Annotated in this window: 22 protein-coding genes; all 22 read right to left on the minus strand. The window is 41.5% G+C overall.

Annotated elements, in window-relative coordinates; all coding sequences use genetic code 11:
- Window positions 1-9: 9 nt before the first annotated feature.
- The 22 genes from JOD21_RS09235 to JOD21_RS09340 all read right to left on the minus strand — a co-directional run bounded on the left by JOD21_RS09235 (window position 10) and on the right by JOD21_RS09340 (window position 24973).
- Entirely contained in the window at window positions 10-1740 is a 1731-nt protein-coding gene (locus tag JOD21_RS09235; protein ID WP_204729327.1) for a CotH kinase family protein, read from the minus strand.
- The gene (pelG, locus tag JOD21_RS09240; RefSeq protein ID WP_204729328.1) at window positions 1724-3178 is read right to left on the minus strand and encodes an exopolysaccharide Pel transporter PelG; all 1455 of its coding nucleotides are present in this window, start codon (window positions 3176-3178) and stop codon (window positions 1724-1726) included. The genes JOD21_RS09235 and pelG overlap by 17 nt, the downstream gene beginning before the upstream one ends.
- The gene (gene pelF, locus JOD21_RS09245) at window positions 3166-4593 is read right to left on the minus strand and encodes a GT4 family glycosyltransferase PelF (RefSeq protein WP_204729329.1); all 1428 of its coding nucleotides are present in this window, start codon (window positions 4591-4593) and stop codon (window positions 3166-3168) included. The genes pelG and pelF overlap by 13 nt, the downstream gene beginning before the upstream one ends.
- A complete protein-coding gene (locus JOD21_RS09250) occupies window positions 4590-6425 on the minus strand; it encodes a DUF2194 domain-containing protein (protein ID WP_204729330.1) in 1836 nt (611 codons plus the stop codon). The genes pelF and JOD21_RS09250 overlap by 4 nt, the downstream gene beginning before the upstream one ends.
- Before the next feature lie 14 nt (window positions 6426-6439).
- Window positions 6440-7303 carry a hypothetical protein gene (locus JOD21_RS09255; protein ID WP_204729331.1) on the minus strand — a complete coding sequence of 288 codons (864 nt, stop codon included), beginning with the start codon at window positions 7301-7303 and terminating at the stop codon, window positions 6440-6442.
- On the minus strand, window positions 7296-9458 hold the full coding sequence (locus tag JOD21_RS09260) for an NAD-dependent epimerase/dehydratase family protein (RefSeq protein ID WP_204729332.1): 2163 nt from the start codon (window positions 9456-9458) through the stop codon (window positions 7296-7298). The genes JOD21_RS09255 and JOD21_RS09260 overlap by 8 nt, the downstream gene beginning before the upstream one ends.
- 390 nt (window positions 9459-9848) lie before the next feature.
- Entirely contained in the window at window positions 9849-10211 is a 363-nt protein-coding gene (locus JOD21_RS09265) for a helix-turn-helix domain-containing protein (protein ID WP_204729333.1), read from the minus strand.
- Window positions 10212-10258: 47 nt separating this feature from the next.
- Window positions 10259-11155, minus strand: a complete 897-nt coding sequence (galU, locus tag JOD21_RS09270; protein WP_204729334.1) for a UTP--glucose-1-phosphate uridylyltransferase GalU — start codon at window positions 11153-11155, stop codon at window positions 10259-10261.
- A 17-nt stretch (window positions 11156-11172) separates the two neighbouring features.
- Window positions 11173-12477: a glycosyl hydrolase family 28-related protein gene (locus JOD21_RS09275; protein WP_204729335.1), complete on the minus strand. Its 1305-nt coding sequence runs from the start codon at window positions 12475-12477 to the stop codon at window positions 11173-11175.
- Complete coding sequence (locus JOD21_RS09280; RefSeq protein ID WP_204729336.1) at window positions 12474-13643, minus strand: NAD(P)-dependent oxidoreductase; 1170 nt, start codon at window positions 13641-13643, stop codon at window positions 12474-12476. Before JOD21_RS09280 ends, JOD21_RS09275 begins: the two co-directional genes overlap by 4 nt.
- Before the next feature lie 37 nt (window positions 13644-13680).
- Entirely contained in the window at window positions 13681-15063 is a 1383-nt protein-coding gene (locus tag JOD21_RS09285) for an oligosaccharide flippase family protein (RefSeq protein WP_204729337.1), read from the minus strand.
- 27 nt (window positions 15064-15090) lie between these two features.
- Window positions 15091-16377, minus strand: coding sequence for a hypothetical protein (locus JOD21_RS09290; protein ID WP_204729338.1), 1287 nt, complete (start codon window positions 16375-16377; stop codon window positions 15091-15093).
- A 19-nt stretch (window positions 16378-16396) separates the two neighbouring features.
- The gene (locus JOD21_RS09295; RefSeq protein ID WP_204729339.1) at window positions 16397-17323 is read right to left on the minus strand and encodes a glycosyltransferase; all 927 of its coding nucleotides are present in this window, start codon (window positions 17321-17323) and stop codon (window positions 16397-16399) included.
- Window positions 17324-17371: 48 nt separating this feature from the next.
- Window positions 17372-18151, minus strand: coding sequence for a sugar phosphate nucleotidyltransferase (locus JOD21_RS09300; RefSeq protein ID WP_204729340.1), 780 nt, complete (start codon window positions 18149-18151; stop codon window positions 17372-17374).
- Window positions 18152-18195: 44 nt separating this feature from the next.
- Window positions 18196-18876 (minus strand): CpsD/CapB family tyrosine-protein kinase, encoded by a 681-nt coding sequence (locus JOD21_RS09305; RefSeq protein WP_204729341.1) that lies wholly within the window; start codon window positions 18874-18876, stop codon window positions 18196-18198.
- Window positions 18873-19622, minus strand: a complete 750-nt coding sequence (locus JOD21_RS09310) for a Wzz/FepE/Etk N-terminal domain-containing protein (RefSeq protein WP_204729342.1) — start codon at window positions 19620-19622, stop codon at window positions 18873-18875. The genes JOD21_RS09305 and JOD21_RS09310 overlap by 4 nt, the downstream gene beginning before the upstream one ends.
- A 1-nt stretch (window position 19623) precedes the next feature.
- Entirely contained in the window at window positions 19624-20214 is a 591-nt protein-coding gene (locus JOD21_RS09315) for a sugar transferase (RefSeq protein WP_239581532.1), read from the minus strand.
- Window positions 20215-20359: 145 nt separating this feature from the next.
- The gene (gene rfbD, locus JOD21_RS09320) at window positions 20360-21220 is read right to left on the minus strand and encodes a dTDP-4-dehydrorhamnose reductase (RefSeq protein ID WP_204729343.1); all 861 of its coding nucleotides are present in this window, start codon (window positions 21218-21220) and stop codon (window positions 20360-20362) included.
- A complete protein-coding gene (gene rfbB / locus JOD21_RS09325; protein ID WP_204729344.1) occupies window positions 21208-22230 on the minus strand; it encodes a dTDP-glucose 4,6-dehydratase in 1023 nt (340 codons plus the stop codon). The genes rfbD and rfbB overlap by 13 nt, the downstream gene beginning before the upstream one ends.
- Window positions 22227-22793: a dTDP-4-dehydrorhamnose 3,5-epimerase gene (gene rfbC, locus JOD21_RS09330; protein ID WP_204729345.1), complete on the minus strand. Its 567-nt coding sequence runs from the start codon at window positions 22791-22793 to the stop codon at window positions 22227-22229. Before rfbC ends, rfbB begins: the two co-directional genes overlap by 4 nt.
- Before the next feature lie 15 nt (window positions 22794-22808).
- Window positions 22809-23813 (minus strand): WaaS/CpsH family glycosyltransferase, encoded by a 1005-nt coding sequence (locus tag JOD21_RS09335; protein ID WP_204729346.1) that lies wholly within the window; start codon window positions 23811-23813, stop codon window positions 22809-22811.
- Window positions 23814-23842: 29 nt separating this feature from the next.
- On the minus strand, window positions 23843-24973 hold the full coding sequence (locus tag JOD21_RS09340; protein ID WP_204729347.1) for an SDR family NAD(P)-dependent oxidoreductase: 1131 nt from the start codon (window positions 24971-24973) through the stop codon (window positions 23843-23845).
- Between the last annotated feature and the right edge of the window lie 335 nt (window positions 24974-25308).

Consider the following 25308-nt stretch of genomic DNA (forward strand, 5'->3'; position numbering starts at 1 on the left):
CAACCCTCCTTATCCGTCCACGAAGAATTCCTTTAATCCGTTATAAAAAATGTCATTCCGGTAGATCCGGTCAAAAGCTTCCTGCGTGTTTCCTTTTTCATCTGTAATGATGATCCGCCAGTAATTTTCTCCTTTGCGGAGGCCCTTAAGCGGAATTGTAAACTCAGTTTTTTCAATATCCTTCTTTGAATAATAAATTTCTGTAAAATCAATTGTTTTACTGATTTCCAGCGTATATGTCAGCTCGTCTCCCTGAAGGTCATAGGATGTACCCCAGGTGAATTTCATCTGATCTTTCATTTGTTCAGGATCACCTAAGAATACAGGCATCGGGTTATCCATATTTTCATAGAAGAGGCTGGACTTTTCTTCAGGTGCATAGATCAGGTCCTGGTATAACCCATCAAATGTCTCAACTCTGACACTCAATCCTGCTAAATCAGGATTTTGTCTGACAGCACTGCTGACGATTGGATAATAGCTGTCGATTAACTCCTGTGTTCTTTCAGGTGTGATAATCTCCAATAATTCTGAGATTTTTTCTTCTATTGCTTCGAGGTTATCCGGATTTTTCAGAAAACGCTGATGAAGCACACTGCCCCAGTAATTACTGATTCCACGGTTCCATTTTGTAACATCTCCTGCATCTGTTCCTTCATTATTGGCTTCGAGCTTCCATGCATCATCATAGTCCCACGGCAGGAAGTAAAACTTTTTTGCATTGATTGGGTTATAGAGAAAAAAGTTCTGTGTCGTTGTATCTGTATTCCCCATCAGGATATTGACTGCCATCCAGGTCAGATAATTATCTCTGTCAAAATACTCTTCGATTACGTCGTTAATATTTTTTGAATAATCATTGACTGCTTCAAGCATTTCAATCAGATTAGTATGATCTTCACCTGTTCTGATTTGCAGAACCTCTTCAAATTTTGCTTTATCATACTCCGGGTCATCGGCGAGCTTAATGTGATCGGGATATCTGAAAAACTCGAAGAAATTAGCTTTATACAGATTACCGTTCGGGTCCAGTCCATGAGAGAACAAAAACCTCTTATTCGGCTGTTCGATATGTGTGTATAATCCGTAGTCAGTAAAACCGGTATCCTTCCCCTCTGACAAATCTTTTACATACAGCTTTACAAATTGTGTTCTCATACTTGTGAAGTCCGGAATTTCTTCAAAGTAATCAAAGCTCAGTTTATTTCTGACCCTTGTGTAGTCATACGGATGTTTATTCAAATTCAAAATCGTCTGCCCTTTCCACAGTCCTGCCTGTTCTTCAAGCTTGATCTGGTATGATTTCTGTCTGGCAAGCCGGGTCGTATTTCCCCGAAGCTCTACCGTACTATTGGCAAGTTCTTGATCCCCCTGAAACATATCAGGCGAAGGACCGTTTTCGTCCCCTTCCTGAATAATTGCCTTTAACGGCTGTGGATTGAGGGTCAAATCCTGCTGCATATCGTAAAAGTGGTTCAAATCATAAAATGTGTGTTCTTCTTCCTGTTCGAGCACGGTTAAATATAAATGAACCACACTGCTGTCATCATCCTGCTCATATACTTTCCGGTCTTCTACCAGTCTGTCCGAGTAAGGAATTGAGTTGACAATATCCTGAGTGGAACCCGCCACTGCTTCCTTGTATTCCTGGTCTTCAGCTGCCGGCTGCGCCAGATAAGAGCACCCCGGCATGAGCAGTATGAGGCATAGCAACCAAAAAATATTATTTTTTCGTCTCATAATCACTTCCAGCTCCATTTAGAGAATTTAGTCTGCTGACTATACCTTCCACCTTTTCTTTATGCTTTTTCATCATGACCGGTTGAGAACAGAACGTATAGTATCCAAATGTTTTGCTAATATGCTGTAGTCTCAGCAGCGCAACCGCCAGACCAATGACGCCTGCTATAAAACAGGAGAGTCCAAAGTTATCAAATGCCACTGTAAATGGCGTGACGATCAAAAGTCCTGCCGTATAACTTCCCATTGCTGCTGCCGCACCTTTTCGATCATCAAAGTACAGAAGAACCAGCATCAGGATAAACATTGTGATAAAAAAGTACCCGCCCACTGTTACAATGTTAAAAATATCAACCTGTGATCTGGTTATCGGTAATATTTTGCCGCCGAATACAAGTGCACTGATTGTGAAAAACAGCTGAAATTCCATTACAAAAGTGATTTCCCTGCTCAATATGCCAAACATTCTATCCTGCGCATGCCTGATCTCCTTCAAGGTTGAAGAACCGAGCACCACTTTGTAAAAACGCTGATAGTGCGGATAGAAAGCAGTTTCAAGTGAAACCACGAAAACAATCATCGCTGGTAAAATTGTCAGATAAGCATAAAAAACAGGAACATCATAGAGCGGAGCCATACGGTAAGTCCCTGCCACCGTGATGCCCGCACTGCTCATCCAGACAATAAAGTTGTGTCCAAACAATCCAAGCGTATAAAGAAAGCCGATCAGAATCAGAACCGGATAGCGCATAGCGTATGAAAGAAATTCAAAATACTTTTCGTTATTAACAGGAAATCTTTTTTTGATCTCAATAAAGAACATAAAGAGTATAGTAAAAAATCCTGCATTCAGCGTAACCAGCAGACCGGCAGCAGAAGTCATGTCAAAAAACTGGTAACCTGTAAAGATTGCAAGAATTGTAACGATTACACCTGTTAAAAATCCGTAGACGATTTTTTTATACTCTTTCAGTGCTGAGATATAAATCGTCTGGATCCATATGATCATGAGCTGCATAAAAAGCATATAAGCAAAAAACTTAAAGAGCAGCGGCAGCGGAGAAAAGGAATAAAAAATCATTGCCACAGTACCGCCAGCGATTAGCACAGTAATCATTACACCGTATAAAGATGATAAGATACTGTTCTCCTCACGGCTGTAGATCCGGTCAGATAAATACCTGGCAAGTAATAAAACAAATCCGCCTGCAGCAAGCTGTGAGAAAATAAAACTGTATTGAACGGCACCAAGAAACAGCTCTCTCTCTGTAAAAGGCGCTTCGATATACCTCAGGAACAGCTGTGAGGCAGTGATAATCAGGACACATAAAAGCAGTGGTCCTGCAATGACAATCGTTGATGCTGCATATGCTCTTCCTCTGTAGAATAAACTCTTTTCAGAAAACAGTTTTTTTAGTTCAAACCCTATGCCTGCCACTGCAATACACCTCTGCTTTCATAGATCTGTCTATAGCTGCTGATAAACTGATCTTTTGTATAATGTCTCATCACCCGTTTTCTGCCATTCTCACCCATTGCCACTCTTAGTTTTTCATCCTGACCGATCTCAATGATCGCTTCTGCCATTTTTCCATAGTGCATGACAGGTACTACTCTGCCTGCAGGCCCGATTCCATCATCTGACCCATACAGCAGTTCTCTGCAGGATCCAACATCAGTTGAGACAAAGGGCTTTCCGGCAGCCAGTCCTTCGAGGATTGCAAGAGGCTGACCTTCACTGATACTCGATAAAACAAGCAAATCCATTTTCCCCAGATAGTCTCTCACTGCAATCTGACCTGTAAAAATAATATCTTCTGTTCCCAGGGAACGGACAAGGTCCCTGCACTCTCTGTAATATTCAGGATCTTCATCATAAGGACCAAAAATATAGAATACGGCATGCGGGATATACCGTTTTACAATGTCAAAGCTTTGAATCATTGTTTTAATATCTTTAATCGGCACTACTCTTACAATGGCGCCAACCAGCAGCTGGTTGACCTGATCATTCTCTTTTGTTTTCAGCTGAAGGAATTCATCAGGATGAACGCCGTTTGGAATGATCGAAATTTTACCGCTGTCACATCCGATCTCTTCCTGAATCAGACGGTTTCTGTTGAACAGGCTGATCACCTGGTCGGAAGCTTTATAGGCACACATGGATAAAGAGTGGAAGTAGGCGATCCATAGATCTTTAAAGTTTCCTTTGATCCAGTCTGCTTTGATAATTTCTTCTTCGCGCTCTCTCGTATAAATACCGTGTTCAGTAAGGATATAAGGTTTTTCATATAAATACTGACCGTATGCACCAACGACTCCCCCATATCCGGTTGCTACACTATGATAGAGATCTGCCTCGGGAACCTTATGTTTTAACAGAGCAAGTAAAGGCAGCAGCATAGATCTGACAGACCAGAAAAACTCGGTAAACGGAATCTGCTGATAATGTTCTTCACAAACTTCCCGTACAATATCAAACAGATCTCTGCTCGATACAAATCCGCTTACTGAATCTATTCTCTGATCAGTAAATAACGAAAATAACTGATCCCAGTCGGTGTCGCGATGGGTTAATAAAGACTTGACTGCTTCTTTCTCTTTTGCAGAAAGCTTATAATTCCGCTGCAGACCTGCCACTTCATCATGAAATGTATCGAGAAACACTTCCTGTATCTCAAGCAGATTAGGCGGAAGGTCATACTTAAACTGACCTTTCATCGCCTTCTCTGCTCCAATGGCATAGATGACAAATTCATGATCCGGCATGGCATTCATCAGCATTTGAATCCAGCTTGATACACCGCCCATTACATATGGGTATGAACCTTCAGCAATCAGGCAGATCTTCATCTTGGTTCCTCCAATTCAATTTTGATTGTATCGGACGTTGCAGTCACCAGATAATGCCGGTCACTGATTTTTTCAGCATAAGCTCCGGACATATGAGCAGGTTTTTGATCGGAATTCAGCAAGAAAGTATATGAGCCTGTGAAATGATTGAGCCACACTTCTATTTGTGTATCTTCCGTTTTCATAAACACTTCAGTATTCTCATAGTTGACCAGACTGCCAGCACTTTCAGAAGCAGTTTCATTTTTCATCCACGGGTATTTTCCACGGTGGTCATCCATCATGGTTGTGAATTGCTTACGCATCTCTGACCATGAATCGTTATTACTGCGCTTATAATCAATCAGGTCATCCGGATGCAGGAAATGAGAAAATACACCTAAAAGCGTAGCCATATTAGACAATATCCATTTGTTTTCATCAGAATAATGAAAACCTGAAGATATTCTCGGCATTTCTATAAAGGAGTCTTTTTGTTGAAACTCCTGTGTATACTCAAGTCCTTTTAAATCTTTATGATAAAGAGAAGCAATAATATTCATTGATGGAATCACTTGTTTCATTGCTTCCTTTCCTTCCTCACTTAATACATTCGATGGCGGCACATAGGTTTTCAACTCATAATTCGGGAAGATTGATTTGAAATAGGCATCAGCTTCTTCGAGCCCTTGTACCATTTCATCCTTTGAAGGCCAGTTATTATACTCATAATGTTTTGATACGTCGTGATCAGGCGTCAGAGACTGGTGGTTGTACCCGTGAAGTCCGATTTCACCACCCATGTTGATCAGTTCCCTGCCATAGATTCTGAGATTTTCTTCTCCGACTCTTTCTTTAAACGGCCCTTCCACCCGGTCATTATAGGTTTCAATAAATGCACCTGTATATTTCAGCCCGTTATCTCTGGCAATCTGTTGCATTTCAGGCCACCAGATGTCTCTGAAGAATGTCGGGAGATCCCTATTGTATTCTGCATAGATTCCTTCATGTCTGCCTGTCGGAAAAGGAGCCGGAAAGTCATCAATATAAAACACTTTTGAATTGATGATGGGATACATGAATGGACCTGCCAGGTGACTGAGTCCACCGGCTATGATACCCCTGTGCATTTTACTAATGAGCATCGTCCCATTAAAAAACATGACCCTGCCTTCTCCTAACGGATTGCTCCACATTAACGGGATCCCTTCTTCTGATCGTGCGTGCAGTTCTGTATCACTATTGATCTGCAGCAGCAGTGCAGAGTTGCTGAAGAACTCATCTTCTACTTTTAAACCTTTAGCATTTACTAATAAATCTGACGTCATGACGATACTTTCAACCTGCTTATATTCACCTGAAAGTTCATAAATCCCAAGCTTTCTGTAGATTTTTTCAAAAATCGGGGAAATATCAGGACGTATCGCGAAAAAAAGATTTCCACCCTCTTCAACATAAGAGATGATCTTTTCAAAGTTCTCAATTGATTCTATTTTTTCCGTTGCGAGCGTAATGGATTTATACTGACTTAGATCTTCAGGAACATCTGCCGTACTAACCGGCTCACCGTTACGCTTCATATAACTGAGCGTCTGCATCATCTGGTTTTTAATTAACTCCGAATGCTCGACTGCATCACTGTAAATAATAAGGTGCTTTTCATGTGAAAAAGCTGATGCTTCAGTTTCACTGAGCGCTGAAGACATTTCCACATTCCCAGCCATCCCCTTCACAGGATCTTCATGCGTCTGAAGAAAATAACTGGCTCTTGGCAGCTGAACAAGGGGTCCAGCCACAAGCAGAAAAAGAATAATAAAAATGGTACTTTTACTTAAAATAAATCTGTACCCCATGTCAGGTAACCTCCTCAATTCCAGAACCGTACAATGTCAGCTCCTTCAGTCGTAAGAAATATACGGTTGCGTCTGATCTGTTTAAGCATTTGCCTGATACCTAATTCGTTGTTTGTCGCATAATATACTTTCAGTGCTGTGAGATATGCCTGTTCTTCAGAAGGGTATTGGTCCAGGAAAAAAAATGATGCTGCCTCCGCTTCCTGATACCGTTTTAATTCAAGTTCAGTCTCCACTTTTATTTTGCAGTGCCAGGGAAGTGCTTCCCCTGATTCAAGCAACTGATTCAGTGCAGTTGATAATTTTTCTCTATATTTCTGCTTCGTTATGTCATCCAGGAATCCGCTGTCCATATATTGTTTGATCGCCTGGACGTATGCTGAAAGTAAGTCTGCAGTCTCTTCTTTGCTAAGAGAATCTTCCACTTTTTTAATATAGTTCAATCTTTTTCTTTTCATTTCCACAATGGCTGAGGCTGCGTAGTGGGAAGTCTCTGAATCTTCATTTTCAAGTGCTTTTTGTAAGACATGCATATTTGTCATCGTATTTTCTTTCAGAGAATGGATCAGCATTTTCCGCTTTATATCATTATGGTTCAATATCAATGCATCCTGAATCGGGATGACATTGGTTTCTTCCTCAATATCCACTTTCATAAAAATTGCTGACAAATCCTCTGTTGAATCATTGCTTTCTTCAGTACTAACCCCGGTTAGTTCATCAGTTGAACGCAGTAAAGCATATAGAACAAACCACCCCGCAAGAGGCAGAAAACAGACTGCCGCTGATTTAAGCAGCCTGTTCTCTTTGGTCTTCTTCAGCAAAATCGCTAATACCAGCAAGGACACGATATAGTAGAAAACTAAGAGCTCAGCCATAATACTTCTCCTCTTGCGTGACATTCAGCTCAAAGCCTGAGTTCTCAAGCAATTTTAAGAACTGTTCCACCTTATTTTCCTGATCATTGAAGATCAGAAAGCATAAATGTCCGTCCTGATCGAGTCCCATGAATTCATTCTCTTCAAGAGCAGGTTCAAATACACCGGCTAATTCTTCAAGGCTGATATGCTCATGCACAACTGTTATTAACGTCTGAGGGGCCTGGAATGGATTAGCAACAAATTCTCTGTTTTCAAGCAATTCTGTAAAGTAAGCAGGTTTTAATACTGAAGTGCCCTTGATATAACGGTCTGAATCTATAGCACGCTGATATTGAATGGCTTTACCAAGAGCAGATGCAGTCATTTTTGAAGCAATTAGCAGCAGATTCTGATAAAATAATGAACACTTTTCAAATGGCAGATGATAGACACCGAGCACGCCATATTCATGTCCACTTACGACTACAGGGGCCATCATAGAAGGAAGATTGGAATCGAAGTTCTTATTAACGAACACTCTTCCCGCACGAATACTGCTTGCGACTGTTTCAGGCAATTCAAGCGTTTGCATGGCAGGGATCAGATCAGATTTAGCAGCAACAGCTAAAGTCCCATCTGTACTTACCTTAAAGAATGCAACTTCACCATTATTCAGCAGCTTTTCTGTCATGCTGACTGATGCCCACAGCAGATCAGATTCATGAAGACTATCGAGCGCTTTTACAATTTCATAGATCGTGCCGTGGCTATGGTTCGTATAGAGTACCTGTTCCTGCAGCTCGTTTTTCACGTGCAGCGTATCATTATACACAGCATGCAGCGAATCATACTTTTCACTCAATGTTTGATATTCATCCTGTGTATATTCAATTGCTTTTTCTTTTCTGTCAATCACATAACCAAGTGTAAGACCCACAAAAACATACAGCCCCATAAGAATTAAAGCATTCATATCGACCAGCATGGAGATCGGTTCACGGCCATTTGAAATATTAACGAATAAAAACCATGACAGCCCAAGACCAATTGAGAGAAGGGATTGGCTCCGGCCAAAAATTGAAGCGGCAATAACGATATAGAAAAGAATAAAATCTATCATAAAGAAAGTATCCTCCAGCAGTACACTTGCTGCGATCGCTAAAGCGAACAGAAAAAAGTTTTCTGCATAAGGAATCACAGGCCCTATCCGGCTGATTTTTTCTGCAAAAGGAATTGAGTCTTTCTTCTTTCTTTTAAACTCGTTATGTTCCTTGAACCATTCAAAAGTTTTTTCAAAACCTTCACTGAAAGTATGAAGCGGCACCCAGTCAAGCTCACGTTTTACCCTTGTATTATCAAGTCTGGAATGCTTAATATCACCGGGTGCTTCATCTGTATACACGACATCTTCAAGGTCTGCATACCGGTTTAATTCATCTATCAGGTCATTTACACTGGTCTGTGTATTGGCTGAAAGATTGTACATACCGGTAATATTTGATTCCATCGCTTTTAAAATAGCCTCAGCTACATCTTCTACATAGATGAAATCTCTCGTTTGTTCACCATCTCCGTAGACAGTCAGAGGTTCATGCCGGAGTGCCCTTGTGATGAATTTTGATACAACTCCGCCTTCACCGCTCATTCCCTGACGCGGTCCATACACGTTTGAAAAGCGGAAGGTAATTGTATCAAGGTTATAGATTGATCCCCACTTCTCACAGTACATCTCGCCGACAAACTTATTCATCCCATAAGTTGAAATGGGGTCACATACCTCGTTCTCCTGCAGGGGAATATGCTCATTTAATCCATACACAGCTGCTGAAGAAGCGAAAAATACTTTTTTAACACCATGCTTTTTGGACAGCTGCAGAATATTTGCCAGCCCGAGTACATTTGACTCAGAATCCTTATACGGATCTTTCATAGAGATGCCAACATCAACCTGGGCAGCTAAATGAACGACTGCATCAAACTTTTTTGAATCAAATACTTTATCACAGGCATGATCTTTCACATCCATTTCATAAAACGTGTGTTTGAATGAAATGTTCTTTTCAGATCCGGTGCTCAGATTGTCAATGATTGTAACGTCATGACCTTCTCTGTAAAAAAATTCGGCTGTGTGGGAACCAATAAACCCATAACCGCCAGTAACTAAAACCCTCATCCTCTCACCCCTCAGTTCTGTTCTTTTTGATTAGGATACATTTGACTTTTACCTCTGGTCCCCGATATAGTGACGGTCACTGTGAAAAAACCCGCTTCATATTTATGGACATCTTTGTCATTTGAATCAGGAAAAACCAGAGAATATGTACATTATAAAGAATAATTCGTTCTTTGTAAAGAACACTTTAAGAGTTTGTAATTTTTTATTCAATCATTCAAACAGTTGTCTTACATCCAATACCAGATCCGGCAGATAAATTTATTTTCCCGCTCAATAACAGAAGAACGCTGAATGGTCAGCGTTCTTCTGTTATTTGCAACTTTATATTTATATGATGTATCAATGAAAATGATGCAGCTATTTTTCTTTTTCCTCTCATTTTTTATATTATATTTCTGATTTACCAACCGGTTTTCTATGAACGTCACACATGTTTTTTCTGAACTTCAAATACTGATGAAACGCTGAAAAGTCTTCTTTAGACATGCCTTCTTTTATGCTTTCTTCTATCAGTGTCAGCCATTCCGGGTCAAGATGCCTCTTTTCAAAGTCCATTTCTTTATCTACCAGGTATTCTACTGATACATCAAGTGTATGGGCAATCTTTGAAAGGATGAATAATGACGGGTTATTTTTCTTATTGTTTTCGAGATTTGACAGATAGGATTTTGAGACATTTGATCTTGATGCCAAGTGAGAGACGGAGTATCCTTTTTTCAGTCTCAAATATTTAATTTTGTCCCCAATCATTTTCACTTCCCCTTTAATTGATTTAGACGCCTAATATGCACACAAGATTAATACGTCACTGTATTTTTCGCTTCAATCGTGCGGATCACTTCTTTCAGGTACTGTTCAAACTCACGTTTAATGGATGTATCGTTCAATGCAAATTCAATCGTTGTTTTCAGGAAACCAAGCGTTTCCCCAACATCATAACGGATGCCCTCGAACTCATATGCGTATACTTCCTGTAGGTGATTGAGCTTTTCGATTGCGTCAGTTAACTGGACTTCTCCGCCGGCCCCGGTCTCCTGGTTTTCAAGCAGGCTGAAAATTTCCGGTGTCAGAATATACCGGCCCAGGATTGCGTAATTCGATGGTGCAGTGCCAGGCAGCGGTTTTTCTACGAATCCTTCAACATGAATCAGCCTTTCATCTCTGCCTGCCGGATTAATGATGCCATACCGGTGCGTTTCTTCTTCTCTTACCTGCTGAACGCCGATAATTGATGTACCGGTTTGTTCATACTGATTCATCAGCTGCTTAATACAGGGAACGCTGCTCTTTACAATGTCATCCCCGAGCAATACGGCAAAAGGCTCGTTACCGATGAACTGACGCGCACACCAGACAGCATGTCCAAGTCCTTTGGGTTCCTTTTGCCGGATGTAATGAATATTTGCTAAATTAGATGTAAATTTAACCTTTGCCAGTAAATCAAACTTCTCTTTTTCTATCAGGTTCCTCTCCAGTTCTGATGCATAATCAAAGTGATCTTCAATCGCTCTTTTTCCTTTGCCGGTTACAATAATAATATCCTCAATTCCTGCAGCCACTGCTTCTTCCACGATATATTGAATGGTCGGCTTATCAACAATCGGCAGCATTTCTTTTGGCATTGCCTTCGTGGCCGGTAAAAATCTCGTTCCAAGACCCGCAGCCGGGATAATCGCTTTTTTCACTTTTTGCATCTTCATTTCCTCCTCTTCTAAGTGCCTTCTCCACTCTTAGAAACTTCCTGCCATTCATACCCGTCCCGCGTTCCAATGCAGATATAGACTTTATCGCCTTCACCATGGTCAACCAGGATCATCTTGCCTCTCCAGGCTGCTGATGGTTCCGGAAGCGCTCCAGCTGGGTAAACACCCATTCCGTCAAAATAACTTTGATCATTCAATCTGGTCAGTACCGGCGTGCCATCCTGATTCAGCAGGAACTGGTTTTGCAGCAACTCATCTTGATCTGTTTTAAAACCTGTTAATTCAAGGCGTCCTTCTGTACTGTCTTCGGTACGCAGGAGCGAAAGTGTTCCACCTGTTTCTGTATTGGATTCTGTATAAAATGTATCTGCTGATACCATTGAGTTCCATTTCATCGTAAAAATAGATGAATCTGTTTCAATTTCGTTGTCATATGCACGTCCGCCAATAATTTTTATGTTCGAGTCGTTAATATCAAAAAATGTACTGTTTTCATTTCGCAGGTTATTCCCTTCGAGATGCGGACTGATGACGACAACGTTAAAGCAGTAGTCGAATTGAAATGCAGTGTCCATATTTGCCCATTCTGCATTCAGCTGAATCAGCGTCATTTCACTGGCACGCTCAAAGACAAAAGGCACGACTTCCGCTTCATAACGGTTATCTCTCAGGCCATTGGATGTGTAGATATTCTCTATTACACTCCCTGTATTACCGCCCTGTGGCGGCACCAGATGAATCGCATTTTTAGCGTACTGATAAACATAAATATTTCTCATGTTCACTGAGAATGCATAATTTTCTTTGTCCTGTGCAATGTAAAAACCTCTGTAGACTGATACCATATGAATACTTTCAAAGACCGAATTGGCAACCTGTTCTTCAAACTGAATGGCGTTTCGCTTTGTATATTCACGTTGATCCCAGCCTTCATAACTAAGTCCAAGATTTCTGACATCATTTTTTGAACCTGTTATCCTGAAAATCGGCTCATTTGCAGTACTGTGTATCACAGCTGTATCCATTCCTGACCCTTCCACTCTTTTTGAGTCCACTTCGATCGAACCGGTGATTAAGTAAGTACCTGTTGGAAAATAAATATGATCGTTTTCTTCGATCGCTGTTCTGATCGCTTCTGTATCATCATGCTCACCGTCTCCGACTGCCCCGTATTCCTTCACATTTACATAAGCAGTATCTGAACTTTCCGGCCTGGGTTCTATTGTTCCATGCGTTTTTTCATCTTCCGGCCAAAGTGAGATCAGCGCAATCACTCCGCCGAACAAAACAAGCGTAATCATTAATTTTTTCATTTGCTCGCCGCCTTATATTGATTCAGCACTTTCTTTTCCGTCTCAAGCCAGGCGTTAAGTGCTGTTGTTTCTTCGATATCGACATCTTTCATTGTGATCAGCTGACCTTCTTCTATATTATTGAGAAGGACCGCATTTTCAAACAGACCGACCGGTAAGTGCCCCTCATGATCTTTAATTCTTACCGCTTCTCCTCTGACATCAAAGCTGCCGTTGGCCGATTGGATTTTTTCTCCTTTACTGATTGCTCTTTTAGCGATTGATCCTACACTGACTGAAGGGAGTGAAGAATTATTGAGCAATACGCCCCCGCCATTCATGACACGTCTGATTGTTTTAACAATTTCAAGGTGACACAGGTGATAGTTCTGGACGAGTGTATAAAATGGACCGGGACCAAGCTTCAGGTATTCAAGTGCTCCCTGCTGATCTTCTTCATGCTCAGCTGTAATAAATACGCCGGCAGGACCTTTGGGACATAAGACATAATCACTGATCGCTGCACCATGCTGCTTTGCTTTTTCAGCGAGATATTCTCCTCCTGTTTTAATATCTTCAGCAGCCGGGCCGAGCAATCCATCCTGATAAATATCTGCACCAAGCCCATTTGAAATAAAGGCCTGTTCAATCTGAACTTTTGTTCCATCAGTGAATGAAGTCACTTTCGAAAGGCTCAAATTGTTGCGTTTACTCCAATAGATCATGTCTTCGCGTTCGGGATTCAGATTGATAAAGCCTTTGATATTACCGTATACAAGTGGCTTAAAGCCCATCTGCATTATATCTTCACGCAGAGCTGCGATACATCCAGGCTGATCTCCCTCAGCTTCAGTTATAAATCCTCTTTCAGATAAGTACGAGCCTGACGTGACGTGGAGCTCAGCGTTCATCGTAACCACAGGAAGTCCGGCCGCAAAAGCCCGTAATACAACTTCTGTTGCATAAATCGGATCACCGCTGCACTCTACAATCAGATCTGAACTGGCTACTAGTCTGTCTATTTCGTTTGTCAGCTTGTCCTGGTAAGGAAATGAATGAAAGTCATTCAGGTTTCTTCTCGTCAGCACACTTGTGACTGTTATATCTTTTTGCAGGTGAAGTGCCCTGATTAATCCTGAAGCGATAAATCCAGTTCCTGCAATTCCTACTCTCGTTTGTAAGTACATGTTCTACACCTCTCAATTGTTATTGATCCTGCGCGGCCTACACCAGTTTTCTTGCAGGTCTGATTCTGACAATTTCTTTTCTTACCAGGCTGTATATACCCGTGAAATCCGCATAGCCTTTAATGCTCAGCGCCCGGTATACGCTGATCATCATATAGATTTGCGCCAGCGTTCCCGGTATTAAAAATCCAAGTGCCACTCCCGCTCCTCCATAATGCTGACCTGCCCAGCCAGCTGCAGCCATAGAGATGAATCCTGTTATGATCGTAATCATCATCAGTTTTCTCTGATAACCGGTCATCGCCAGCAAATTCGCTGCTGTGCCGCTCCAGATCACCAGCAGATGCTTTAAAGCCAGCAGGAATAGAATCAGTGCGCCACTTCCGTATACTTCAGATCCGAAGATAAGTTTTAACAGTACGTCTCCAAAAAGTACAAATACTATAAAAAGCAGGAATGCCGGAATGAAAGCTAACGCAGTGACAGTCCTGAGCGTTTTTTCAAATTCTTTTATTCTGCCGGCTGCAAATTTACTTGCAATCATCGGCTGTGTGACAGAGTTCAATATAATAAAAGGCATAGACATCAGAATCGCCAGTTTTGCTGCTGCTCCGTAGATCGCGATATCATGCTGGCTGCCGATTATACTGATCATCCAGATATCAGCCTGGGTGATAAAAAAGTAGCTGAGTGCTGTAATCATGAATGGAAATGTAACCGGCATGATCTTTTTCAGTGATAAGGTCGGTTTGCCGCTGAAGTGCTGAGCTGTTTTAAGTACTGAAAGTTTTTTGATCAGAACAGCCAGACCAAGCACATTGGATATGGAGATGGCAGTGACCCACAGCACGATGACAGAGTGAATGGATAAGCTGTACCAGTCAAACTGGCTGATACATGTGAGCAGTACAATAAAAACGACTGTGGATGCAAGTCCGCCAAAGATGGTAGCGAGCTTAATATTCTGAAATCCTCTGAATGACTCTCCTATGAGTACCTGAAAACCATTAGCAATCATCCAGAAAATCAGTACCAGTGTAAGAGCTGTTAATCCTTCAATATTGAAAATAACTGATGCGATCACCTCAGAACTGAAAAAATATAAGACCCCGACAGCTGCTGATCCGGCAAGAGTGCCGAGAAATGCTGTTCTAATCATATAAATTACATTTTCAGGTTTGTTCTGAGCAAGATTATCTGCTACGTACTTTACCACTGTCTGTTCAAAGCCGGCGGTCGATACGTAGGCGCCGAAGATCGCGATATTAAATATAAGGAAGTATAAACCAAGCTCTTCTGTCAGCAGGATCCTTGCAAGCGTTGCATTGATCACCAGTGTCATAATTGAAGTTGAAAACTTTCCGAGAAACGCCCATATACCGCCTGATCTGATCGTCCTGCCGTCTGTTTCTGCCACCACGTCCGCTCACCACCTTTTTACAATTCATTAATCAACTTTTGCTTTAATGACTTTTAATTGATGCCAGGGCTCATAAGTCTGATCGGTGTACTGCTCCTTTTTCTCCAGACTGTTCTTCACCGCAAGTGTTCCGAGTATAAAACATACATAAATGGTTGTTGTCTGAAGGAGAGAAGCCGTCAGAAACGAATAATTGATGAATAGCGCAAGTGTTAGTACCTTGTGATGAGTAATAGAAAAGAACGTATAGACAATAAAGATGGTGAAAAGAATCCCGCCGATGATTCCGTATTCAACGAGCAGCTTGATATAGGCGATCGGGTGAGCTGTAATATGCGAAGGAGACAACTCATCAAACGTGTAATTAGCTGAATAATATTCCTGCACACTTCCTGCCCCGTAACCAAAAACGACTGTTGAGGTATCTTCAGTACGAAAGAATTCCCCGTATGCCTGCCATGGTGCGATGAATCTGACGTGTCCGCTAGTTCTTGGTGTATTAAACTCTTCCAGCCGTTCGACAAAAATTTCACCAAACCCCTGGGCGAACATGATATAGACTGACACGCCGCAGATCAGTGTAATCAGAAAAAACTGGACAGGCTTCATCTTAATCAGTAGCGGAACTGCCACAATCGCCAGGATAATGAACCCGGTACCTGAAAAGGCGAGCAGCATTCCGACAAAGAACAGCATCATCACTGTGACACGCCGTCTTGTGATAAATTCAATGACCAGTCCGATTGCCAGCATTTTCGAGAAAAACGACGGTTCAAGCATGAACATGCCATTTGCCTTAATAATCGGTGAATCCCAGGACATCGGGTTGAGCGTATTGTAATCCTGCAGAATGAACTGTTCAGGAAGTGACTCAAGCGGGTCATAAAAGCCTGCCCCTGTGAACTGGGCTGCATATTGCATAATTCCGATGACGGCGATGATGATCATCATCGTCTGGTAAGTAGAAAGAATATAATCCAGGCTGCCTCTCTTGCGGTTAATAAAAAGCAGCGGTAAGTAAAAAACAATGACAGAGAGCAGGGATGCTACACCTACTGATCTGAGTTCCATCAGTGCGTAAAGACTGACCAGGCTCAGCCCGCTGACCGCTAAAAGAAACAATGTCAGTCTCCGCTGATCTATTTCAATTGTGTTCAGTACGTATAGCACTGTGATCGAGAGCAGTGATAACAGAAAGACCGGGGAAAGCTGAATGTCACCTACTGTAATGGCAAATCTCTGTAAGAATATCAGACTGAATAAGATTAAAAAGATAAAAAATTTTTCCTTATTGGAGATCACCGCTTCATTCACACTTTCCCCCTCCTCACCTCTAATCTGAAAACTGACCAATCTGATTTCTAAGGCCATGCAGTGCGCCTTTGAAAATCATTCTGCTGCGCTTTAACTTGTTATCTTTATTCAACACATACAGCAGGTGGAATTTTACGATTCTGTATGCCATATAAAGAAGTGCGATCATTTTGTATTTCGGATTGTTCCTTTTGACGAACAAGTAACCATTACGCATCAGATAGTAAGCGTAATGTGGTGATAATTCCTCAGACTTAGTGGAGCTCGATTCCTTGTGATAGATCAGGGAATCGGGCACGTAAACAATTTTCATACCCGCTTTTTTTGCTTTCAGATTCCAGTCTGTATCCTCATAATAGATAAAGTAATCTTCATCCAGCCAGCCGATCAATTCAATTAATTCCCTGCGGAACAGCATGCTGCATCCAACGACAAAACCCACTTCTTTTCTCGTATTGAATTCTTCCGACTCCTGCTGATCGATGCCGTAGGGTGTGCTTGTCCCAAGGTATTGATTGATCGAACCGCCGGCAAACCATACGAGATTATTATTCATATTGATAATCTTTGAACCGACAATTCCAATTTCATCATGCGTTTCCATTTCTTCAACAAGTCTGGTGAGCGAATGCTGATCAACAACCGTATCGTTATTGAGCATCCATAAGTATTCGTATCCCTGCTCATAAGCTGCTTTCATGCCGACATTATTACCACCCGCACAGCCCATATTGCTGCCAGACTGAATAATGGTAAGCGGAAGACTGAATTCGCCTGAAAGCTGATCTGCTCTCAGCTTTTCATAAGACTGATCCTTGGAGTCATTATCTACAAGAAACACATGAAAGTTCTGATAGACCAGCTTTTCAAGAGAATGCAGACACTCTACTGTATCGTTGTATGCATTCCAGTTCAGCAGGATAATCGCGACTGACTTCTCGTCCACGGAATCGTTCACCTCATTTCGATATCATTTGTTTTTTATTAAGAACGATCAGACCGTAGCGATTTTCAGCTGTTTTGCTGGAGCAGGTACCTCATGTTCTGTATCCTTCAGATCAATGACAATATTTTCAACGATTTTATTCGCACGGGCCAGTGATTCATGTGTGCCTGCATCTATCCAGTCACCGTCTACGATGCCAAACTGCAGTTCATTCATTTTAATATACGCATTGTTCACATCTGTAATTTCCAGTTCACCGCGTCCTGACGGCTGGAGTGTCTTGATGATGTTGAATACTCTTGCGTCATACATATAAAATCCAGTTACCGCATAATTTGATTTTGGATGTTTCGGTTTTTCTTCAATCGACACGATATGATCCTGCTTCACTTCCGCCACACCAAAACGCTCCGGATCACTTACTTCCTTCATCAGGATCTTAGCGCCTCTTCCCTGCTGCATGAATTCTGTCACATAAGATGTAATATCAGTCGTGAAGATGTTATCTCCAAGAATCACAGCCATCAGATCATTGCCGACAAATTCTTCAGCAAGGTCAAGTGCTTCAGCGATGCCACCCGCCTGATCCTGGACTCTGTAAGTAAGCTTTAATCCCATCTCAGATCCGCTGCCCAGAAGGTTAATAATATCTCCGGCATGATGTCTGCCGGTGACGATCATCATGTCAGTAATACCAGCCTGCTTCAGTTTTGCAATTGAGTAAAAAATCATTGGGTATTTTCCTACTGGAAGTAAGTGTTTATTGGTCACCTTTGTTAATGGGTTCAGCCTTGAACCTGTTCCACCTGCTAAAATAATTCCTTTCATTCCGCTCACTCCTCCATTTTAATTCTTAATAAAGAACGATTTGGTTAAAAAAAATGTGCCTTCTTGAGTTTTCTTTTATCAAGGACAACAGTTCCGACAAAATGTGAACTTCCTTTTTCCAGGTTTTCTTTTGCTTTCAGTGCTTTGTCTTTTTTTGTCTTACCAAATCTGATGACCATGACAGATCCGTCTGAGCAACTTGTGATAATTTGTGCATTAGCATTTTCCACAACAGGTGGACAATCAATTAAAATAACATCATAGATCCGCTTAAACTTTTCAAGTAATACTGTAAATTGTTCTGAAATGAGGTCAATTCCCATTCCTTTTTGTGATCCGGAAGTCAGTACACTTAGCCCTTCAACAGAAGTTGGAAGTATATATTCAGCCGTTCTCATATGCGGATCAGCTAAAATATCTGTAAGCCCGTACTGATTTTTTTTTCTGAAAAACAAATGTAGTGCCGGGTTTCTTATATTCCCATCAATCAGGAGCACTTTTTTACCTTTTTGCGCCATGACGACACCAATATTGACCAGTGATGTTGTTGTTCCCTGTTCTTTATCAGCTGAAGTGACAGCAATTGTCTTCATAGAAGTACGCTGCGTAAGAAATTCCAGGTTGGTTCTGATCACCCTGTATTGTTCACTGTAAGGTGACATTGGCTGCTGCTGTGTAATAATGAATCTTTTTTCAGCTTTGTGTTTTTTAACCGGTAAGCTCATTCAGCCTCCCTCCCCAGATTTTTATAGGTGGAATAAACGCGCTGAGCGTCTTTTGCTGCCGTCATCTCTTTCAGCTGTTTATGACGTTCTTTAGAGACTGTACCGAGTACAGGGCTCTCAAGCAGCATCACCGCATCTTTCTCTGAATCTATTGTTGTACTGAAAAGTTTTTGTACGAATGCGATTGAAAGTCCAATTCCGACACCTGCTACCATTCCTACTACAATAAATAGCATCGTTCCCGGACTGCTGGACTCTGCGTTTGCTTTTATTTCAGCCGGCGGGAAGAGCATGACGTTATCAAGTCTCATAATTTCTTTTACACGGTTTTGGAAGACAGTAGCTGTTGCATTCACGATCTGAACGGCTCTTTCATAATCAGTGTCCTTTACCGTAATTGTAATAACTTGTGATTCATTTTTACTTGTGACATCAATTTGCTTTTCAAGTTCCTTGACAGAAGTATCAAGACTCAGGTCACTGATCACTTTTTCAAGCACTACTTCAGAGTAGATAAAGTCACTATACGTATTGGCGTATTGAAAGTTCGTCATCACTGTATTGTAATCAAGCTGCTCTGCCTGATTATTGACGACGATTTTTCTCGACGCTTCGTATGACGGGTCTACCATATAAGCAGAAATGGCTCCGCCCAGCAAAGCGAAGATGAATCCTGCCATCACGATAAAAATGATTCTGCTTTTGATCACTGACCAGAATTCCCGGATTTTAAGTGACTGCTCCACTTTAGTAGGCCCCTTTTCTCTGCAAAACATATAGTATGCTTTTTACTAGGATTTTCACATCCAGTGTCAGGGATTGATGGTGAATATAGTAGAGTTCAATATCCACCCGTTCAGGGTATCCTACTTCACTCCGTCCGCATATCTGCCAGTAGCCTGTTACGCCCGGATCTACCGATAGAAACTCCCCGGAACGGTCTCCATATTTTTTCAATTCTTCTTCTACCACCGGTCTAGGCCCAACCAGACTCATTTCTCCTTTCAGCACGTTAATCAGCTGAGGCAGCTCGTCCAGGCTCGTCTTTCTGAGAAACCTGCCGATGCGTGTGATTCTCGGATCATCCTCAGGTTCGAGTTTGAAGTTATTTTCAAGATATTTCTTATAAAGAATATCATTATTTTTTAAGTATTCTTCCGCATTCATCACCATTGACCGGAACTTATAAATGTAAAATTCCTTTCCATTTTTTCCGAGTCTGCGCTGTTTGAAGAATACAGGACCTTTTCCTTCTCCAAAAAGATAAGTGACCGCAATGCATAACAGCAGGGGAGATAAAATGATCAATCCAGCTAACGCCCCCATCACATCAATCATTCTTTTTATCAGCAGGTAGGTTTTATGCTTATTCAGTACGTGAACGTTTTTTCTGACTGGTGTTTTATAAGGGACTGCAATTGGTGCAGGTACTTCTCTTTCTCTATCCATTCTCATGATCTTCACCCTCTCTGACAATATTTTCTTATGAAGAGATTAAATAATGTGTCAGAAACTCTTCCAGCGCTTCGCTCCAGTGCCTGACCTCCGCAAAACCGTTTTCTCTCCATCTGCCGTGATCAAGTATTGAATACGCCGGACGTTTTGCCGGGCTTTTAAAGTCTTCAGTTTTACAGGGTTCAACAGAGACGTCTTTACCCGCAAGGTAGAAGATCTCCCGGGCAAACTCATACCATGAACAGCTTCCTGAGTTTGAAAGATGATAAATGCCAAATTGATCCGTGACAATCAGCTTTGCAATCGCAGCTGCCAGATCACCTGTATAAGTCGGGGAACCGACCTGATCATTGACGACAGTGACTGTCTGCGTCAGATCACCTGCTTCAAGTATTTTTTTCACAAAATTATTGCCATACCTGCCGTAAAGCCATGAAGTCCGGACGATAAAGTAGTCACTGAGAATGTCTCTGACGTATTCTTCCCCCCGGAGTTTGGACTCTCCATAGACACTCAGCGGATTAGGGGTTTCCTCTTCACGGATCGGATATTGTGACGTTCCATCAAATACATAATCCGTACTGATATAGACCATTTTCGCTCCGATTTCTTTCACTGCAAGTGCCACATTTCTGGTGCCAATCGCGTTCACCTGAAACGCTTTTTCAGGCTCCTGTTCAGCACGGTTTACATCTGTGTAAGCTGCAGCATGAATCACTACATCCGGTTTGCAGTTCTTCACTTTATTTCGAACTTCAACCGGATTCGTGACATCCAGTTCAGGGCGGCTGAACCCTGTTACTTCGTGCCCTTCATTCATCAGCACGTGACATAATTCCTGTCCCAGCTGACCCTTACTGCCTGTCACCATTACTTTTAATGGGTGCATAACTGATCACCGGATTTCTTTGGATGATAGGTTACGTATGAGCCATTCATTATATTTTTCCACCATCCTTCGTTTGCCAGATACCATTCTACCGTTTCTTTCAGACCTTCTTCGAAATAGTAGGAAGGCTTCCATCCGAGTTCCGTTGTAATCTTTGTTGGATCTATTGCATAGCGCTTGTCATGACCTGGACGATCCGCCACGTAAGTGATCAGATCCTTTGAAACATTCAGCTGATCAGTAATCATCTGAACAATCTCGTTATTTGTTTTTTCATTATGACCGCCGATATTGTATACTTCACCCGGTCTGCCTTTATGAACGACGAGATCAATTGCCTGGCAGTGATCTCTGACATGGAGCCAGTCTCTGACATTACTGCCATCACCGTAGATCGGCAGTTCCTTCCCCTGCAGCGCATTTGTGATTAACAGTGGAATCAGTTTTTCAGGAAAATGATTAGGTCCGTAATTGTTTGAACATCTGGTAATATTCACATTCATGCCGTATGTTTCGTGATAAGCTTTAACCAGTAAGTCCGCTGCTGTTTTACTGGCTGAATAAGGACTGCTTGGTGCAAGAGGTGTGTCTTCAGTAAAGTACCCCGTTTCTCCAAGACTTCCATATACCTCATCAGTGGAAACCTGAACAAATTTGCTTATGCCGTATGCCCTAGCTGCGTCAAGCAGGCATTGCGTACCAAGGACATTCGTCTTGACGAATACATCCGGTCCTGTGATACTCCTGTCCACATGAGACTCAGCCGCAAAGTTAACAATGGTATCAATGCTGTACTGCTCAAGGATCAGATCCACCAGCTCTCTATTTGCGATGCTGCCTTTTATGAATACATAGTTTGCATGTCCCTCCACCTCTTCAAGATTGTAGAGGTTCCCTGCATAAGTAAGGACATCAAGATTGACGACAAAGTGATCAGACCCCTCAGTCAGCAGATGTTTGACAAAGTTACTTCCAATAAAACCTGCTCCGCCAGTAACAAGATACCTCATGCCTTAACCCCCTCCCACGTGAAATCGTATTCTGCCTGATCGAATAATGGATGATTGCTGTCTTTATCTGATAAAACAGGATTCGATACAGGCCAGCTGATGCCGATTAACGGATCATTCCATACAAACCCTCTGTCGTGTTCTCCTGAATATACTTCATCGACCTTATATTGAACCTCAGTATCAGGTACCAGTGTACAAAATCCATGTGCAAATCCCTTTGGCACTAAAAGCTGTCTCTTATTTTCCGCAGTAAGTATATATCCTTCCCACTCACCAAATGTCGGGGAATTCTTTCTGATATCTACAATCACATCAAAGATCGCCCCATTTGTGACCCTTAATAACTTTGCCTGCGCTTTTGTTTTCAGCTGATAGTGCATGCCCCGGAGCGTTCCGGCATGTCTCGAAAGTGAGTGATTTTCCTGTACAACATCCATGACCACCCCATGTTCTTCAAGCAGCTTTTTTTTATAACTTTCCATGAAATACCCTCTGCTGTCCTGAAACATATCAGGCTCAATCAGGAGTGCACCTTCAAACTTTGTCTTTATCACTTTCATTGGATGATTCTCCCCTCACTTCACATGCATCATGCTGTGGTTTGAATGTTTTTTGCCAAAAAAGATTTCATGCAGCCAATCGTCCAGTGAATACTTTTCGTATACTTCTTCAGGAGGTTTCTCGTACTCCTGATAAATAAATGACGGGTCAATGACAGGTGCATAACGGTCTATAATATTAATATTTTCAGGGTTATAAAGATCATAGTTTTTGATTGATTCATTTGTTGTGATCAGTTTTTTATGCGCTCCGAACACTTCAATTGTTCTCATGGTCAGACCATTTTGTTTTGGCCTTTCAATATCAACAATGACTCTGGATCTGTTAAAGAGCTGAGTAATTTCTTCTTTTGACAGCTTGTCATATTTCAGTTCAGCCTTCCCATATTTCCTGATATCCCTGTCACGCAGCCGCTTAAAATAATACAGTTTTTTGCTTGGATAATAATGATAAAAGTAAAAATTCAGATTTTTCTCTTTAAGCTGACGTTCAATCCGCTTTAACACGCTGAACCTGTCTGTATGAACTGTCCCGATAAAGAGAACATCAATATCCTGGATCACTTTTGCTTCAGCTGACTTTCTGTATTCATCAATGAAAAACAAGGGCCGGAACTGCATATCCGTATAGTGTTCAGCATCACTTTTATCAAATGTATAAACCGCATCAAAGCTGTTTTTGATTACTTTGGAATTTGGTGAGTAACTTAACGCATCCCATAAATACAGGATAAATTTTGCCTGTTTGTGTGCCTGTCTCAAACGCTCTATATGAACGTTTGAAATGACTTCCCCTTTAATGACAAAGATAAAATCATAATTCCGGTGTTTCGTTTGTTCTATTATATTGTTGTAATATGCATTGTTCTTTGGTGCGAGCAGCTTACGGTTCACTCTGATCAATGACTTTGTCAGAAAATCATTTTCAGGACGTTCATCAAAGTAATCCACTTCAGAGCCAAAGGATTCAAGTTTCCAGCGGATTTCCTTTTCATAACCGAAAAAGCTGGCTGAAATCATCAGGATTTTTTTACCCCTGTAGAGCGCATTCATTTGTATAATCCCTTTTCTTTCATTTCAAGCATTGCATGTTCATAGCGATCCTCTTCAACTTCCTGACTGTTGACCCACTCTGTAAACTTTTTAATTCCTTCATTAAAAGAATACGAAGGGGTGAATGAAAGAGCTCCTGTCACTTTAGTTAAGTCAGCAAAATTATGACGGATATCACCAAGTCTGTAATGACCGCTTACCTGATATGTTAGATCTGACCCGTAATGGTGAAGCAATGCACGTGCGACCTCTGTTACACTGACGGCTTGCCCGGTTCCTACATTGAATACCTGATGATTTGCCTCATCAAGTTCAATCGCTTGGACAGTAGCATCTGTCACGTCATCAATATAGACAAAGTCCCGGCTTTCTTCTCCATCTTCAAAGATCATGAGGTCATTGCCATTTTTAATTCTGGTTGAGAAGATAGACAAAATTCCTGTATACGGATTTTTAAGTGATTGACCTGGACCATATACATTTTGATACCTGAGTGCAACAGCCGGAATGTTTAGTGATTTCCCTGTCAGCATGACCAGGTTTTCCTGGCCGAACTTTGTAAAACCATAAATGGAAAGCGGATTAATCCGTGAATCTTCTGAAGTAGCAAGAACTTCTACATCGCGCGAACACTTGGGACACTTTGCTGAAAAATCTCCTTTCGACAGATCTTCATCAGATCGGCTGTCAGGGAACACTTCTCCGTGTTCTTCACATTCATATTTTCCTTCACCGTAAATCGCTCTTGATGAAGCTACGACAATTTTCTTGATCTGATGCTGGTTTTCAGCAATCACATTCAACAGATTCACTGTACCGTTAATATTCACATCAATATATTTCTCCACTTCATACATTGATTGTCCCGTGCCTGTTTCAGCGGCAAGGTGTACCACTGCATCTACATCCTTTACTGCCAATTGAAGATCCTCTTTGTTCCTTACATCTCCAAATATGAATTCCACACGGTTTTTAATCCGCTGGAATAATTCAGACTTCTGAGGGTCGTCTCCGTGAATTTGTGGTGACAAGTTATCTATGACCCTCACACTGTATCCTTTCTCTAATAATTTCATAGATAACGAACTGCCAATGAATCCTGCTCCACCCGTAATTAATATTCGCATGTCTGTCCCTCCACTCATTTATTCTCGATAAAGAACGTTAAGGGTAAAAAATAAATCCGTTTATGTCGGATTTTATGTTCTTTAAAAAGAACGTTTTTCATATTGTAAACCGATTTTTTTATAAAAGCAACATGATTATGCAATTTTCTTTTTAATCTTTCTTTTTTTTCCTTCTTAAGCGTAATCGTGTCGCTTTCTATCTATAAAACTTTCTTTATCAGTACGATCAGCAGTACCCAAAACGGTGCTGTAAAAAGCACGCCAAGTACGCACCCCTTTGAAAAACCGGATTTTTCACTCATATTCTGTGTCCTCCTGACAGCATTGAATCCTAT

Origin of the sequence: Jeotgalibacillus terrae, from assembly GCF_016908195.1 — a bacterium.
Lineage (GTDB): Bacteria > Bacillota > Bacilli > Bacillales > Jeotgalibacillaceae > Jeotgalibacillus > Jeotgalibacillus terrae.